Origin of the sequence: Kribbella sp. CCNWLW201 (genome assembly GCF_037203805.1) — a bacterium.
Taxonomy (GTDB): domain Bacteria; phylum Actinomycetota; class Actinomycetes; order Propionibacteriales; family Kribbellaceae; genus Kribbella.
The window spans coordinates 380,547-395,995 of the sequence record NZ_JBBCBQ010000010.1 but is presented as its reverse complement, the minus strand read 5'-3'; the positions used below and the strand labels follow the sequence as shown (position 1 = coordinate 395,995).

16 protein-coding genes and 1 other RNA gene are annotated in these 15,449 nt (G+C 67.1%); 9 read left to right on the top strand and 8 right to left on the bottom strand.

Annotated elements, in window-relative coordinates:
• Window positions 1–429 precede the first annotated feature (429 nt).
• Window positions 430–1,332 (bottom strand): aldo/keto reductase, encoded by a 903-nt coding sequence (locus V9K99_RS34420; RefSeq protein ID WP_337323628.1) that lies wholly within the window; start codon window positions 1,330–1,332, stop codon window positions 430–432.
• A 95-nt stretch (window positions 1,333–1,427) separates the two neighbouring features.
• Here V9K99_RS34420 and V9K99_RS34415 point away from each other — a divergent pair, with 95 nt between their 5' ends.
• A complete protein-coding gene (locus tag V9K99_RS34415) occupies window positions 1,428–1,925 on the top strand; it encodes an NUDIX hydrolase (protein ID WP_337323629.1) in 498 nt (165 codons plus the stop codon).
• A 3-nt stretch (window positions 1,926–1,928) separates the two neighbouring features.
• Here the strand turns inward: V9K99_RS34415 and V9K99_RS34410 are convergent, their stop codons facing one another.
• Together V9K99_RS34410 and V9K99_RS34405 are read right to left on the bottom strand one after the other, a co-directional pair.
• Window positions 1,929–2,105 carry a hypothetical protein gene (locus V9K99_RS34410; protein WP_337323970.1) on the bottom strand — a complete coding sequence of 59 codons (177 nt, stop codon included), beginning with the start codon at window positions 2,103–2,105 and terminating at the stop codon, window positions 1,929–1,931.
• Window positions 2,106–2,192: 87 nt separating this feature from the next.
• Window positions 2,193–2,939: a helical backbone metal receptor gene (locus tag V9K99_RS34405; protein ID WP_337323630.1), complete on the bottom strand. Its 747-nt coding sequence runs from the start codon at window positions 2,937–2,939 to the stop codon at window positions 2,193–2,195.
• A 354-nt stretch (window positions 2,940–3,293) separates the two neighbouring features.
• Here V9K99_RS34405 and V9K99_RS34400 point away from each other — a divergent pair, with 354 nt between their 5' ends.
• The gene (locus V9K99_RS34400; RefSeq protein WP_337323631.1) at window positions 3,294–3,842 is read left to right on the top strand and encodes a histone H1-like repetitive region-containing protein; all 549 of its coding nucleotides are present in this window, start codon (window positions 3,294–3,296) and stop codon (window positions 3,840–3,842) included.
• A gap of 93 nt (window positions 3,843–3,935) precedes the next feature.
• Here the strand turns inward: V9K99_RS34400 and V9K99_RS34395 are convergent, their stop codons facing one another.
• Window positions 3,936–4,124: a hypothetical protein gene (locus V9K99_RS34395; protein WP_337323632.1), complete on the bottom strand. Its 189-nt coding sequence runs from the start codon at window positions 4,122–4,124 to the stop codon at window positions 3,936–3,938.
• A 52-nt stretch (window positions 4,125–4,176) separates the two neighbouring features.
• Here V9K99_RS34395 and map point away from each other — a divergent pair, with 52 nt between their 5' ends.
• Window positions 4,177–5,025 (top strand): type I methionyl aminopeptidase, encoded by an 849-nt coding sequence (gene map, locus V9K99_RS34390; protein WP_337323633.1) that lies wholly within the window; start codon window positions 4,177–4,179, stop codon window positions 5,023–5,025.
• 770 nt (window positions 5,026–5,795) lie between these two features.
• Here map and V9K99_RS34385 read toward each other — a convergent pair.
• Window positions 5,796–7,295, bottom strand: a complete 1,500-nt coding sequence (locus V9K99_RS34385; RefSeq protein ID WP_337323634.1) for a S10 family peptidase — start codon at window positions 7,293–7,295, stop codon at window positions 5,796–5,798.
• Between the two features lie 78 nt (window positions 7,296–7,373).
• Window positions 7,374–8,960 (bottom strand): alkaline phosphatase D family protein, encoded by a 1,587-nt coding sequence (locus tag V9K99_RS34380; RefSeq protein ID WP_337323635.1) that lies wholly within the window; start codon window positions 8,958–8,960, stop codon window positions 7,374–7,376.
• 91 nt (window positions 8,961–9,051) lie between these two features.
• Between V9K99_RS34380 and V9K99_RS34375 the strand changes: the two genes are divergently transcribed.
• The 5 genes from V9K99_RS34375 to V9K99_RS34355 all read left to right on the top strand — a co-directional run bounded on the left by V9K99_RS34375 (window position 9,052) and on the right by V9K99_RS34355 (window position 12,916).
• Complete coding sequence (locus tag V9K99_RS34375; protein WP_337323636.1) at window positions 9,052–9,420, top strand: DUF952 domain-containing protein; 369 nt, start codon at window positions 9,052–9,054, stop codon at window positions 9,418–9,420.
• 8 nt (window positions 9,421–9,428) lie between these two features.
• An RNA gene (gene rnpB / locus V9K99_RS34370) (RNase P RNA component class A) lies at window positions 9,429–9,829 on the top strand.
• A 252-nt stretch (window positions 9,830–10,081) separates the two neighbouring features.
• The gene (locus tag V9K99_RS34365) at window positions 10,082–11,101 is read left to right on the top strand and encodes a TROVE domain-containing protein (protein WP_337323637.1); all 1,020 of its coding nucleotides are present in this window, start codon (window positions 10,082–10,084) and stop codon (window positions 11,099–11,101) included.
• Window positions 11,098–11,742 (top strand): hypothetical protein, encoded by a 645-nt coding sequence (locus V9K99_RS34360; RefSeq protein ID WP_337323638.1) that lies wholly within the window; start codon window positions 11,098–11,100, stop codon window positions 11,740–11,742. The genes V9K99_RS34365 and V9K99_RS34360 overlap by 4 nt, the downstream gene beginning before the upstream one ends.
• A gap of 37 nt (window positions 11,743–11,779) precedes the next feature.
• Entirely contained in the window at window positions 11,780–12,916 is a 1,137-nt protein-coding gene (locus V9K99_RS34355) for an alpha/beta hydrolase (RefSeq protein ID WP_337323639.1), read from the top strand.
• On the opposite strand, the gene V9K99_RS34350 is transcribed toward V9K99_RS34355, so the two are convergent.
• A complete protein-coding gene (locus V9K99_RS34350) occupies window positions 12,913–13,398 on the bottom strand; it encodes a GNAT family N-acetyltransferase (RefSeq protein ID WP_337323640.1) in 486 nt (161 codons plus the stop codon). The two genes, V9K99_RS34355 and V9K99_RS34350, sit on opposite strands and share 4 nt — an antisense overlap.
• Before the next feature lie 52 nt (window positions 13,399–13,450).
• On the opposite strand from V9K99_RS34350, the gene V9K99_RS34345 reads away from it, so the two are divergent.
• Entirely contained in the window at window positions 13,451–14,017 is a 567-nt protein-coding gene (locus tag V9K99_RS34345; RefSeq protein ID WP_337323641.1) for a TetR/AcrR family transcriptional regulator, read from the top strand.
• Here V9K99_RS34345 and V9K99_RS34340 read toward each other — a convergent pair.
• Window positions 14,006–15,442: an RNB domain-containing ribonuclease gene (locus V9K99_RS34340; protein WP_337323642.1), complete on the bottom strand. Its 1,437-nt coding sequence runs from the start codon at window positions 15,440–15,442 to the stop codon at window positions 14,006–14,008. The two genes, V9K99_RS34345 and V9K99_RS34340, sit on opposite strands and share 12 nt — an antisense overlap.
• Window positions 15,443–15,449 lie beyond the last annotated feature (7 nt).

Sequence of the window (15,449 nt, the reverse complement as noted above, 5' to 3'; positions counted from 1 at the left end):
CTGCAATGGACCACACCCCACGGCTTCACCTTCCACGTCACCCCCACCGGCACCCACCGAGTACCGGCACCGGGCAGGCCACCCGACTGTCCGACCTAGCTCAAGCTCTCCGCCACCGGCGCGAGGGAGTGCTGCTCTCATCGGTCGGGACTGTGGTTGCTCGGCGGTGCGGTTCGAGCTCGTCGCGCAATGTGCCTGCCGCGGGGGCCGGGCGGGGTTGCTGGGCTCCGGCTATGGCGCATAACGCTGTGAGGCAGCGGTCGGCGGAAGGGCAGTTGCCTTGCGGAGGGGAGCCGGGTCGTCAATCGCGGGCGACGCAGGAACACGCAGAAGGCGGGCGATCGCCCGCTCGGGAACCCGAGCGGGTGGGAGCGGGCGTGTGGGCGTGACGTAGGAGCGGCTGCGTAGCACGCGTCGGTTGATAGGACGTTAGATCCAGGGTAGGGCTGAGCGTTCGGTCCAGTATTCGTCTGGTTGTTGGGCGAACTCGGTCAGGGGGCCGTCTGGGCGGTGGGCGAGGTTGCTTTCGAGTTGTTCGGTGGTGGTTGCGCCGCTGAGGACGACGTCGGCCCAGGGTTGGGCGGCTGCGGCGCCGATGGCGAGGGCGTCGGGGGTGATGCCGTGTTGACGGGCGAACTCGTTGAACGGGGTCTCGCCGGCCTTTGCGGTCAGTCGGCCGTTGGCGACGGCTTCCTTCACCACGACGAACCAGCCTGCGTCGTGTGCTTCGGCGAGTGCGGCGCCTGCTGAGGGCTCGAGAACGTTCCAGGTCGACTGGACGGCGGTGAACGGTCCGTTCAGTTCCAGTGCCTTGCGCAGGGTCTCAGCCTGGTGTGGTCCGCTTGTCGACAATCCGACGCGCACGCCGTCGGCCGCGAGTTGACCGAGTCGGTCCAGCAGTTTGGCGTCGCCTAGCGCCGGGCTGTCCGACGTGAGGCTGTGGACCAGGTAGAAGTCGGGTGCTCCACCAAGCGCTTGAAGGGTCTCGGGCCACTGCCGTTCGAAGGTCGCGAGCGAGTGGTCCTTCACCTCGTGCGTATCCGCGTCGTGCCGCCAGTCGGCGACGTACGTGTAGCCCCACTTCGAGCCGATGGTGAGCTGGTCGCGTCGCTCGGGTGTCAGCCACTCGCCGAGGAAGACTTCGGCAAGACCGTACGAACGCGCGGCGTCGAAGTAGCGAACACCGGCCTGCCACGCCTGCTCGAGGAGTTGATGTGTGCGCGCTCTCAGGTCCTCGATCGCGCGGCCCGGCGGCAGATCCTCGTCGTGTCCGAGGTTGATGTACCCGGGTCGCCCGAGCGCTGCCAGTCCGAGACCGATGGTTGCCGTCATACTTCGATCGTGCCACCTGATGTGTACGGCAACGAATGTGAGACGCGCCGCACGAGCCGACGCGGGATGCCCTTCCTCGTCTAGCGTTTTGTTGTGTGAGCGATCCTCGTCTGCCACCACCAGGCACCGTCGTCCGGCGTACGACGGCCCGCGTCCTGCCCGTCCGCCCGGACGGTCGGGTGCTGCTGCTGCACGGCTGGGATCCGCTGAAGCCACAGACGCCGTACTGGTTCACCATCGGCGGCGGCGTGGAAGCCGGTGAGACGGTCGCGGAGGCGGCGAGCCGGGAGCTGCGTGAAGAGGTCGGCATCCATCTGCCGATCGACGCACTCGGTACGCCGGTGGCGACGAACACGATCGAGTTCGAGTGGGGCGGGTGCCCGATCATCCAGCACCAGACGTTCTTCGCGGTCGCGGTGGACGGCGTCGACGTCACGTTCGCCAACCAGGAACAACTCGAGCTGGAGACGATCAGCGCCCACGGTTGGTGGTACGGCGACGATCTCGAGGCGACCGGTCAGGCAGCACACGTCACCATCCCCGGACTGCTCCGCCAGGCGGCCGACGCGATCACCTTGCGGCGCGCATCCTGAGCGTCAGCGGCTGCGGGCTTCCTTGAGGATCTTCTTCTTGATCTTCTTGTCCACCTCGTAGTGGATCCGATCGAGCCGCTCCGCGCAGCCGGCATCAGCCAGCCGCTTCAGGACGACCGGGCACTTCTTGCACCTCGGCTTGTCCTTGCAGCACTTCTTCTTCGCGGTCATCGACGGCACGCAGCGAGTGTAGGTGAGGCATACCTAACCGTCTAGCTGACAGCGCAGCCATCGTGGCGCACATCACTGCGCCCGTCCGCTGAGGGCTCAGGTGAGTTGTCTGGTCAGCAGCTCCCGCGCCTCCACCAGCGACGGTCCATACCAAGTCAGATGCCGCCCGGACACGCACTTCGCCGGCCGCGTGAATGCCTCCGGACCGTCCTCGGGTGAAAAGGCATAAGGCTCGTCCGGCAACACCACGATGTCGTACTCCGGCAACGCGTCCGGATCGAACCGTGGATAACGCTCGCCGGAATCCGCGAACACGTTGTCGACGCCGATCCGGGCCAGCAGATCTCCCGCGAACGTGTCGCGTCCCAATGCCATCCATGGTCTACGCCAGATCGGTACGACGGCCCGCCGGCGCTTTCCGTCGTACGACGTACTCCACTCGGCGCGTGCTTGTTCCAGCCACTCCGGAACTGCTCCGGTGATCGCGGACAGCAGCCGGTCGAGTGATTCGAGTGATTCGGCGACTGTGGTCGGCGAGGTGGTCCAGACCGCGATTCCGGCCGCGCGCAACGTCGCGAGATCGACGGCGCGATTCTCTTCGGCGTTCGCGATCACGACGTCCGGTGCGAGTGACTTGATGATGTCGAGATCGGGATTCTTGGTACCGCGAACACGTGTCACGTCGAGGTGTGCGGGATGTGTGCACCAGTCCGTCGCACCGACGATCAAGTGCTCGTGCGTTGCCGCGATCGACTCGGTCAACGACGGCACGATGCTGACCACACGACGCACTGTCGACGGCATCGCGACGACGTCGCCGAGGTCGTCCGTGAGCTCTCTCATCGTGCGTCTCCGAAGCCGTCTGCAACGTGCTCAGCGAGCACTCTCATCATGCTCTTCGACACCTCCCTCACCTCACTTCGCACAGGCCGTTGCCGAGGACAACACTCCCCGAAAGGGCGGTTCGACACGAACTTTGTGCGCGTGTCGCCAAGAAATTATCGGACCCTTCGGGCATCCTCTTAGCGCGACGGAATCCCTTCTGCACAAGGATTTTCGGCATTTGCGCGTCTGCTCGCCGTCAGGACGCCTTAACCTGAAGACGTTTCGGGTGCTTTACGTAGCCACCAAGTGTTGTCATCATCATGACGACGAGGAATCCACCGTGGTTTTCCTCAGCCGCACCAAGGAGGCAGAGTGCCAGCCAAGAAGGCAGCCGCAGGGAAGGCGACAGCCAAAAAGGCTTCTCCCGCCAAGAAGACTGTCGCGAAGAAGGCCAGCGCCGCGAAGACGACGTCCGCGCGCAAGGTCAGCGCAGCTAAGAAGACAGTGACGAAGAAGGTGAGTGCGGCAAAGAAGGCGCCGGCAAAGCGCAGCGCTGCCAAGGCGCCCGCCAAGAAGACCGCAGCCAAGAAGACCACCGCTGCGAAGAAGACCGCCGCCAAGAAGACGACGGCGAAGAAGACGGTCGCGAAGAAGGCCCCGGCCAAGAAGGTCACGGCCAAGAAGACCGTCGCGAAGAAGGCGCCGGCGAAGCGGACCACGGCCAAGAAGACCGTGGCCAAGAAGGCGCCCGCGAAGAAGACGGTCGCGAAGAAGGCGCCCGCCAAGAAGACCGCGGCGAAGAAGGCCCCGGCCAAGAAGACCGCCGCCAAGAAGACGACGGCGAAGCGGACCGCGGCGAAGAAGGCCCCGGCTCGCAAGGCCCCGGCCCGCAAGACCGCGGCCCGGCGGGTCACCCGCTGAACCGGACGTTCGCTCACCGGCGACGTCAGCTGACAAAGACCGAGGGGCACCACCATCAGCGGTGGTGCCCCTCGGTGCATCAGCTGTGACGGACTAGTCGTCGTTCCACTTGGGGTCGTTGTCCCAGGCCTCGTTGCGTTCCTGGACCTTGTCGAGCGCCCGCGCGGCTTCCTCCGGTGAGGAATACGGCCCGAGCCGGTCCGCTGCCTTGTCGCCTTCGTAGGGCTCGACCTTGTGGTGCTTCAGGCAGTAGTACCACTCGTTGCTGTGATCGTCGGCCATGAGAGTGACCACCTCCTGGAGTCTTGGCAAGGCTCTCTAGAATGATCTCACCATGTCGCCTCTCACACCTGGCATCATCTCGCCGCGCCGCGAAGTGCCCACGTCGATCCCCCGCCCCGAATACGTCGGGAAGCCGGGCCCCACGCCGTACGACGGTTCCTACGTCACCTCACCCGAACTGATCGAGAAGATGCGCGTCGCCGGGAAGCTGGCAGCACAGGCGTTGCAGGCGGTCGGTGACGCGGTGAAGCCTGGTGTCACCACCGACGAACTGGACCGGGTCGGCCACGAGTACCTGATCGAGCGCGGTGCGTACCCGTCGACCCTCGGCTACCGCGACTACCCGAAGTCGCTGTGCACGTCGGTCAACGAGGTGATCTGCCATGGCATCCCCGACGACCGTCCGCTCGAGGACGGCGACATCGTCAACGTCGACATCACCGCATTCCTGGACGGTGTGCACGGCGACAACAACGCCACCTTCCTGGTCGGCGACGTGGACGAGGAGATCCGGCTCCTGGTCGAGCGCACCCGCGAGGCGCTGAACCGTGGCATCAAGGCGGTGAAGCCGGGCCGCCGCGTCAGCATCATCGGCCGGGTGATCGAGTCCTACGCCAAGCGGTTCGGGTACGGCGTCGTCCGCGACTTCACCGGGCACGGGATCGCGACGTCGTTCCACTCCGGTCTGATCATCCCGCACTACGACGACGAGCGGTTCGACGACGTGATCGAGACCGGGATGACGTTCACCATCGAGCCGATGCTCACCCTCGGCACCCACGACTACGACCTGTGGGACGACGGCTGGACCGCCACCACCAAGGACAAGTCGATCACCGCCCAGTTCGAGCACACCCTGGTCGTCACCGAAACCGGCGCCGAGATCCTCACCCTCCCGTGAGACTCACGCAGTACAAGCACTACCACCTCCCAGGAGTGCTCACCCTCTGCACCGCCGAGACTTCTACGCCGCCCTCCCCAACCGGCTTCCGCCTCTACCGGTAGGCACGCCCTTTCCCGCACCGCAAGGGTTATGGGTTCTCCCCTCGGATAGGAGCAGAGAACCCACAACTCGAAGGGATATCCGCCTCTTCTGCCGTATGTGTGGGTGGATCGAGCGTGCCCGGGGTGACACGGCACGGTGACCTGAGACAGGAGACGGATGTCAACGGTGACCGGACAGGAAGTAGCAGGTCCCCGCCCATCAGTTCCTGCGCTATCCCCACTGCACCCTCAACGGACCCCTCGATGCCCAGCACCAGTCGCGCGTTCCGGTGCGTGTACCGACGAACGGGTAGTGCACTCCGCTACGACGTACGCGCGGGCACCATCCCCCGCTCAGCTGCACTACCCGGCACCTGACCACTACCCGTCGATCGGTACGCCGCCGCACCTGGGACCACCACGTCACCGGCCACCCCCATTGCCGACTCGCAGCCCCCGGGGACTGGCGTGCGGCGAGCGGAGCCTCATGTCAGGGGGTTGCCCACCGGGGTGGACAGATCACCCACACATCAAGCAGGAGAGCCGGATATCCCACTCGGATGCACGCAGGGTGAGCGGGCGACAGTCAGCCCCGGTTCCAGTGAACCGGCCGGTGGTGGTGGCCTGGAGCGGTCTGGGGGTGATGTTGCTGGCGGCAAGTAGCCCGCTTGAACTCGGCGAGGGTGGTTAGCGGTTCGAGGCTGTGTGGATGAAGGTGGCGAGGTCTTCGGACTGCTGGAGTCGGGACGGTTCGTGGAGGTACATCATGTGGCCGGCCGGGTAGTACTTCGTCTCGATGTTGGCGACGAGCTCGGCGGGGATCTGGAGACGCCCCAAGGTGTGCTCGGTGGCGAAGTACGGCGTTGCACCGTCGTAGTGACCGGAAGCAACGTGCACCTTGAGGTGCGGGTTGACGCGCATCGCGTCGGCGAGTTTGTCGGCGACCGTGATCTGCTGGCCCTCGAATTCCTTGAATGACCAGTTCTTGGCCGCGTCCATGTTGAGGATCTCGTACGGCAGATCGTTCTTGTACTCGAGCTCCACCCGCACGTAGTGGTTCAGCGCCGCGGTGTACGGCCCGATGATCGCGCTGAACGACGGGTCCTTGCCCGGCGTCTCACCCGCATAGTCCGCGTCCCACCCGGTGAAGCGGCCGTCCAGCCGGCCGACCACCTGGCGGCGTGACCGGAGCAGTTCGGCGAAGAATCGCATGTGCTCTATCCGCAGGTTCACCCGGTCGAGATAGTCCTCGGACAGTCCCGTCAAGGACGCCAGCCGGGTGACCACCTCGGCCCGGTAGTCGGCCGGGATCCGGTTGCCCTGGGCAAGCGCATTCGGGTAGCGGCCGGCCGCGAACCGCTCCGCATCCGCGAGCAGGTCCTCGAGCGACCGGTCCGGCACGAGACCGTGATAGTGCGCGATGGCGGCGTACGACGGCAGGAACAGGGTGTACGGCAGATCGTTGCCCGGGGTGAAGTCGAGGGTGCCGAACTCGAGCGCCGCGGAGATCAGCATCACCCCGTTCAGGTACATGCCGTACCGCTCCTGCAGATGCGAGGCCAGTCCGGCGGCGCGCGTCGTACCGTACGACTCGCCGGCCAGGAACTTCGGCGACATCCACCGCCCGTTGCGCGACGTCCACAACCGGATCACCTCGCCGACGGACTCCAGATCCCGGGTGAACCCGTGGTAGTCGCCCGGCTTCTCGCCCTCGACGGCGCGCGAGTACCCGGTCGACACCGGGTCGATGAAGACGATGTCGCTGTGCTGCAGCAGGGACTCGGTGTTGTCCACCAGCCCGTACGGCGGGGGCGCGAGCTGACCGGCGTCACCGGACACGACCCGGCGCGGACCCAGCAGACCGAGGTGCAGCCAGATACTCGACGAGCCCGGGCCACCATTGAACGCGAACGTCACCGGCCGGTCGGCGGCATCGGCGTCGTCCAGCGTGTACGCGGTCAGGAACACCTCCGCCTTCGGCTGGTGCCCGTCGAACTTCCCCTCGGTCAGCACCTCCTGCCGCAGTACGACCCGCCCGGTCGTCGCGGTGTACTTCAGCTTCTTCCGGCCGATCGACAGCACGTGCTGGGTCGACACCAGATCGTCGGTGGGCGTCTTGGCCGCGGCCGGCTTCTGCTCCTCGGCCGCCACCTCGGACGTGGACTCGGTGCTCTCATCCTTCGCCATGTCGAGCACCCTAATCGACGCGCCCAAGACGCTCCTTGGGTACGTCGGTTCGATGACACCTGTACGACGACCGAGCGATCAGAGCTTCACGGCACCGGGGCGGCCATCCTCCACGACGAACGACGCGTAGGTGTATTTCGGGGCGTCCGCGCGGCTGACCGTGGTGACCATCCGCAGGTCGGTGCGGAACTGCTCGCGGTCGATCGTGCAGCGGACGTACCCGCGCCGGTCGCCGTCGAAGAACTTGATGTGCGGGTTGTACTTGATCATCGGCCCGTAGTACGGCCCGTACACCTCGCCGTCGCCGTTGCTGGTCAGCGAGGTGCCGACGAACTCGGTCGCCACCACCGGCGTTCCCTCGCGGTCGAAGTCGGCATGGATGTCGTTCACGAAGGTCGAGTGCCAGTCACCGGTGACCACCACCGGGTTGCGCGTGTTCGCCTCGTTCCAGGCCTGAACCAGTCGTTGCCGCGCAGCCGGGAAGCCGTCCCACGCGTCGTGCCAGAGCAAGTTGCCCTCGGCACCGTCATGGTCGAGCCGGCTCAACATGACGTTGCTGGCCAGCACGTCCCACTGCGCGCGGGACCGCTTCAGCCCGTCGTACAACCATTGCTCCTGGGTCTTGCCGAGCATCGTGATCGCCGGGTCGTAACCACCCTCGCACGCGTCGGCCTCGCCCCACCCGCACGGCGGGACGCTGCGGTACTGCCGGCCGTCGATCACGTCGAACTGCGCGAGATCGCCCCATTGCAGCCGACGGTAGATCCGCGGGCCCGCACCGGCGGGACGCGCGGGCCGGCGTACCGGCTGGTGCTCGTACCACGCCTGGTACGCCGCCGCGCGCAGGACGGAGATGTCGCCCTCATACTGCGACTGGGTGTTGGCGTAGTCGTTCTGGACCTCGTGGTCGTCCCAGGTCACCATCCACGGGAATCGCGCGTGGGCCAACTGGAGATCCGGGTCGCTCTTGTACAGCGCGTACTGCATCCGCCAGCGCTCTACGTCGCGCGGGGCCGACCGCAACACCGCCGGCACCGGCGTCTTCCGGTAACCGCCGGTCGCCGGGATACCGCCCTCGTACACGTAGTCGCCCAGGTGCAGCACCAGGTCGAGGTCCTCGTCAGCGAGGTGCCGCAGGGCCGAGTAGTAGCCACTCGACCACTCCTGGCAGGAGGCGAACGCGAAGTTCACCGAGGCATTCCGGCCGGTGCGGACGGGCGCAGTACGAGTGCGTCCGACAGCGGACACATCAGTGCGGTACTTGAATCGGTAGAACCACTCACGGTCGGGGGCCAGACCTTCGACCTCGACGTGCACGGAATGCGCCAGTTCGGGCAACGCCCAAGTCCTGCCCTGCTGTACTACGCGGCGAAACGACGAGTCGAGCGCGATCTGCCACTCGACCGGCACCTTGCTGTCCGGCATGCCGCCACCGGGAACGAACGGGTCCGGCACCAGGCGGGTCCACAGCACCACGCCGGAGGGCGTCGGGTCACCACTGGCGACGCCGAGCGTGAAGGGGTAGTCGCCACCGGAAGGGCGCGGGGTCGCGTTCGCACGATCGACCGGGAGCTGCGCGAGCGCGGCAAGCCCGGCAACGCCTCCGACGGCACCGAGAAACCGGCGGCGATCAAGGCTGGCGAGTTCTGTGTCGGGCGGAGTCATGCGCGGCAGGCTAGCTGGGCCGGGTGACATCGGGACGACGTGCGAGTGTCGCAACGAAAACTCGCTCCCCTGCCCCCGATAGCCTCAGTGCATGGCGACGATTCTGCACCTCGCGTTTCCGGACCAGTGGGAAGCCGCCAAGGAGGCGGGCAGTTACCGGTGGTCGACGCGGGGCAAGAGCCTCGACGACGGGGCGACGTTCATCCACTGCTCCAGGCCGGAGCAGGTCGGCATGGTGGCGAACTTCGTGTACGACGACGTCGACGAGCCGCTGTGCCTGCTGGTGATCGACACCGAGCGCCTGGTCTCCGCGCTCTGCGACGAGGATCTGGACGCGATCGGCATCAGCTTCCCGCACATCTACGGCCCGCTGAACCTCGACGCGGTGGTCGACGTACGCCCGTACGAGCGGGCTGCCGACGGCCGTTGGCCAGAGGTGACCACCGAGGCCGTATCCTGAAGCTGGAACGGGTCGGTCGGGCGATCGCGTCGTCCACCACCGGTGGGCGCCGAGGAAAGTCCGGACTCCACAGGGCAGCGTGGTGGGTAACACCCACCCGGGGCAACCCGCGGGACAGTGCCACAGAAAGCAGACCGCCAGCGGCTTCGGTGAACCCCGTGGTTCATCGGAGTGCGGGTGAGGGTGAAAGGGTGGTGTAAGAGACCACCAGCTCCGCAGGTGACTGCGGAGGCTCGGTAAACCCCACGTGGAGCAAGGCCAAGAAGGGCGATGGGAAACCATCGTCCGCGCGAGCGTTCGAGGGCTGCCCGCCCGAGCTCGCGGGTAGGCCGCTGGAGGTGCCCGGCAACGGTCACCGTAGATGGATGATCGCCGACTACAGAATCCGGCTTACAGACCGACCCGTTCCGCACTCGTCCACAGCCGTTTGATTCGTTGGCGGCCGCCGACTGTAACGCGTTACAGTCAATGACAAGACAGGCCTGGGTGGGCCGGAGCCAATCGGTTACCACTTCTCATGGGCGGGTCGCGGGTTCGAATCCCGCCGCCGGGCGCAAGCCCGACGTAGCTCAGTTGGCTAGAGCAGCTAACCCCGGTCGGCACAACACGTCCGCCCAGGCCTGTCTTTCGCATGCCCGAGACCCGACAGGAGAGAAAGGAAATGTCCCACGACCCGCTGGCACTGATCAGCACCCGGCAGACGCCCCAGGACGAGCAGGCCGACCCACGGCAGCAGAAGAACCGCGCCGGCGGCTACACCTTCGTCCAGGACGACTTCGCCCGGCTGCACCGGTTCCTGACGCTCGGCACCACCGGAGGCACGTACTACGCCTCCGAGCGCGAGCTGACCCAGGAGAACGCCGGACTGGTCGTGGAACTCGCGACGAAGCGGGCTGCGGAGGTCGTGGCCGCCGTACTGGACATCTCCCTTCGTGGTCGTGCACCGAAGCAGAACCCGGCGCTGTTCGCGCTGGCCGCAGCTGCCAAGCTCGGCGACGACGACGGTCGTCGGGCCGCACTGGCCGCCGTGCCGCTGGTGGCTCGGACCGGGACGCATCTGTTCCTGTTCGCCGGCTACCTGCAGCAGTTCGGTGGCTGGGGCCGGGGTACGCGTCGGGCGATCGGCAACTGGTACGTCGGTCCGGACGTGGATTCCGTCGCCTACCAGCTGCTGAAGTACCGCCAGCGCGACGGCTGGTCGCATGCGGACCTGCTGCGGCTGTCGCACCCGAAGACGACAGAGCCGGTACGACGGGAGCTGTTCGACTGGGTTCACCGTCGCCCGGCCGACCTGTCCGGACTGCCTCTGCTCACCGCGTTCGAGCGGATTCAGGCAGCGACCGACGTGACCGAGGTGGTCGACGTCATCGCGCTCAACCGAGGCCTGTCGTGGGAGATGATCCCGGACCGGTTCCTGAACGAGCCGAAGGTCTGGGACGTCCTGCTCGCGAACGGTCTCCCACAGACCGCGCTCCTCCGGCAGCTCCCCCGCCTCACCCGGCTGGGCCTGCTCGAGCCGCTCGGTTCCTGGGCGCCGATCGTCGCGGACCAGCTGGCAGACGCTGCACGCCTCAAGAAGGCACGGGTGCACCCGGTCAACGTCCTCGTTGCCCAACGCACCTACGCCTCCGGCCGCGGTGCGGACGAGTGGACGCCGCCTTGTGCAGGAGTACGCCGATGATCCGGCGTGACGTTGAGCTCGCGTGGCTGGCCGGGCTGCTCGAAGGCGAGGGCTACTTCGGCATGATCAAGAGCCATGTGGGCGGGAAGGTGTACCGGTACCCCCGCGTCGGTGTGACGATGACCGATCGCGACGTCATCGAACGTGTCGCCGCAATGTTCGGCCAGAAGGTCACCACCGTCAGACCCGGATCTCAATCCAAACTCATCCAGTACCGGTTCACCATGACAGGTGTGCGTGCTGCCCAGCTCATGGTTGACCTGCGACCGATGCTTGGCGCCCGCCGACAGGCCAGGATCGACGAAGTGCTGTCGGAGTACAGCACGGTCGAAGACACCAACGTCCGTCGAACTCGATCGAACCGCAAGGCTGCCTTGCGGCGATACGGCCACGACCAGGCCACCGACCGTCTGATCGCCGACCTGTCGCCCGACACGATCGTGCAGCAAGCACAGGATCACCATCGCGCGCAGGAGGTTTCTGAGTCGACGGGTCGATTCCATCGCGATCAACGCAATCGGCTGGTCAAGCAGTTGCGGGCCGAGGATCCTGAACGGTGGACCTATCCCGCGTTGGCGGCGGCGATCGGCTGCTCTCCGGAGCTGATCGCCGCCATCGTCAAAGGGCGCACCCGCAACTGAGCATGCTCGTGACCGGGGCGAGTGGCAGGCTTGGGGTGTGGCACGCAGAGGGGTACGACGGGTTCGAACGGGGATCGTGATCCTCGTGCTGTTCGTGCTGCTCGCCGGGAGCGGGTACGTCGGCTGGATCGCGGTCCAGCGGTCGGAGCCGGTGGCCTTACCCGACCCGACCGGCAACTATCTGGTCGGCCGGCGGACGTTCGAGTGGACCGATACGGCCCGCCGGGATCCGTACGCCGAGGGGTCGCGAAAGCTGTCGGTGTGGCTCTGGCACCCGGTGGCCAAAGGCACGACCGGTCGCAAAGTGCAGTACGCACCCGGGCTGTGGAACGACCTGCGCCTGAAGGGCCCGGCCTCGGTGTTCCAGGGCCCATTCGATGGGCTGCAGGACCCGGCACTCGACCGGGTCGCCGTCGCACCCGGCCGATTCCCGGTCGTCGTACTGATGCCGGGCCTGGGGCTGTCGGCACCGATGTACGCCAGCCTCGCCGAGGATCTGGCGAGCCACGGCTATCTGGTCGCCGGCGTGACACCGACGTACAGCGCGGACCTCACCGTCCTCGACGGGCAGAAGGTCGAGAGCGTCGAGGCGGCCAAACCCGACGACCTCGAGAAGGAGGGCGATCGCCTCGTCGGCACGTGGGCGGCAGACGCCCGGTTCGCCGGCTCGATGGTGGCCAAGCAACTGCCGAACAGCGTCGAGTCCGGGATCGGTACGTCGTACCTCGGGCACTCGTTCGGTGGTGCGGCAGCGCTCGAGGCGTGCCGCACCGACACCCGGTGCGCGGCGGCGGTCGACCTGGACGGAAGCCCGTACGGCGACGCCGTGACGAAGGGCGTGCAGGCGCCGATCCTCCTGCTCGGCGCCGACGACACCTGCATCACCGGCGTCTGCGGACCAGACGCCCGCGGCGACGAGGACCGCGACCGCACCTTGTCGTTGCTCAAAGCAAGCACTGGTACGTCGTGGTGCGCCACGATCCCGGGGACGCGCCATTACAACTTCACCGACTACGGCGCGTACTACCTGGCTCTGCCACTCCGGAAGCTCCTCCCGCTCGGCAGCGCCGGACCACGCCACGCCCTCCGCGTCCAGAACGGCTACGTCAGCACGTTCCTGTCCCACGCCCTCTACCGCACACCGGCCCCAGGCGCCCCCGCCTGCAGCACTTAGAGGTCGAGCTCGTACGTCTGGCCGACGAGCTCTTGGCCCCAGTCGTCGTGCGGCTCGGAGCCGGTGAGGCGGAAACCGCGGGACAGGTAGATGTGCCGGGCGGCGACCAGCGGATCGTTGGTCCACAGCACCATCCGCTTGTAGCCGGCCGCCCGGGCGAAGGCCAGGCAGGTGTCGACCAGTTCGGCGCCGAGGCCGAGACCGCGCGCCTCCGGAGTCACCAGCAGCAGCCGAAGCTGGGCAGTGGCCTCATCCGGGCCCTGGACGCAGAAGATGCTGCCGGCCCGCGCGCCGTCCACCTCGGCGATCCAGGCGGCCTCGCGCTGGTCGTCGTGGTCGGTCGTGTACGCCGAGACGATCTGGGTGATCAAGGCCTCGTACCGCAGACCCCAGCCGTACTCCGCCGCGTAGATCTCGGCATGCGACTGCACCACCCAGCCGAGGTCGCCCGGCTCCCCCAGTTTCCTGATCACCTTGGTCATCAACCCTACCCAATCCACTGACACGACTGTTTCAGTAAGAGATACTAACCTCGTGCCGACCACGAAGCCAACCCCGTCCGCGCGTGAGCAGGAACTGCTCGAGCGCGCCTACGCGTACTCGCTCACCCACGGACTGGCCGACCTGTCGCTGCGCCCGCTCGCGACCGCGATCGGCTCCAGCCCACGGGTGCTGCTGTTCCTGTTCGGCAGCAAGGACGGCCTGATCCGCGCCCTCCTCGCCCGCGCCCGCGTCGACGAGCTCGAGCTGCTGCGTCGGATCGACGCCCAGTACGACGAACCGCCCGGACTGACCGTGGTCGCCGGGGAGCTGTGGACGTGGCTGGCCGCGCCCGAACGGCGGCCGTTGATGAAGTTCTGGGTCGAGGCGTACGGGCGCTCACTGGTCGCCCCGGACGGCCCGTGGGCGGACTACGGCCGCTCGACCGTGGAGGACTGGCTGGACCTGCTCAAGGCGAGTCAGCCCGATCCCGGCTCCGCCGAGGCGGAGGCACGTCGTACCGCCGTCCTGGCCATGCTCCGCGGCGCCCTGCTCGACCTGCTGGCGACCGGTGATCTGAAGCGCACGACCAAGGCGGTCGAGGACTACCTACGAGACTAGTTCGAAGTTGACCACGCGCTTGGCGATGTCGGCTTCGACGAGTTTGACCCGGACCAGCCGGCCCAGCGGCAGGGGCGTCGTACCGCTGATGCGGCCCTCGATCGCCAACGTGGACAGTACGACGATGCCGCGGGTGTTCTCGCGTTGGTCGACCTCGGTGATGACGCCGTCGAACTCGGACCCGACCTGGTCGGCCACCAGCCCGGCCTCGACCATGCTGACGATCGACCGTTCGTACGCGTGCGCCCGGCGATCCGCGTCGTCCATGATCTTGGGGATCTCGTCCATCGACTGACGAACCCACGCCGGCACCTCGGTGCCCGCCGACAGCGCCACGCAGATCTCCCCGGTCCACCGGTCGACCAGACGCCGCAGTGGAGCGGTCACGTGCGCGTACTCAGCCTTCATCGCCGCATGCGCCGGCTGCTCCGGCACTCCACCCGCGAACGCGCTGTACCCGGCGCCGCGGAACAGCACCGTGCACGCCGCCAGCATCGCCGCATGCGCCGGCACCTTCGGATCCAGCCCATGGATGAAGGCCGCGTACGACGTCCCGTCCGGCCACTCGATCCCGAGCGCCTTGGCGGTGTTGCCCAGCTTGCGCCGTAGATCGTCGTGCGACTCCGGCAGCGTTCGCAGGATGCCGATGCCGCCGTCCATCATCAGTTGCGCGGCGGCCATCCCGGTGAGCAGCGAGATCTGCGCGTTCCAGCCCTCGACCGGGAGCGGTGCGCGGAACTCCAGACCCCAGCCGTGGTTGGAGGTGACGACCTCCTGGTCCGGGATGGGCAGGTTGACGCCGCCGCGGGCGAGCTCGCGTTTCTCCCGGAGCTTGCCGACCTCACGCAGCAGTTGCAGCGACTCCGAGGCGATGCCCGCGTCGAGATCCTGCTGGACGCCGGCGTAGTTGAGCTTGGCGCGCGACTTCACCAGCGCGCGCTCGCAAACCACCTTGGTGCCTTCGCCGACCGCGTCGACCGAGATCGTCCACAGCAGGGCTGGACGGACCTCGTCGGGCAGCAGCGAGGCAGCTCCCTCGGAGAGCTCCGGTGGGTGCAGCGGGGTGCGCTTGTCCGGGGCGTAGAGCGTCTCGCCACGGCGACGAGCCTCGACGTCGATCGGGTCACCGGGCTGGACGAAGGCGGCGACGTCGGCGATCGCGTAGTGCACCGTGTACCCGTCGCCGTTGCGCTCGATGTGCAGCGCCTGGTCCAGGTCCATCGAGTCCGGTGGGTCGATGGTGACGAAGTCGAGGTCGGTCCGATCGAGCTCTGGCAGCCGTGGGTTCTTCGCCGCCTGCAGAGCCGCGGCGACCACTTCGGCCGGGAACTCCGACGGGACGTCCAGCTCCTGCCGGATCGCTTGCAGTGACGCCCGGAAGACTTCCGGTACGTCCTCGGCGAAATGAACCCTCTGCAAAGGCACGTGAGCT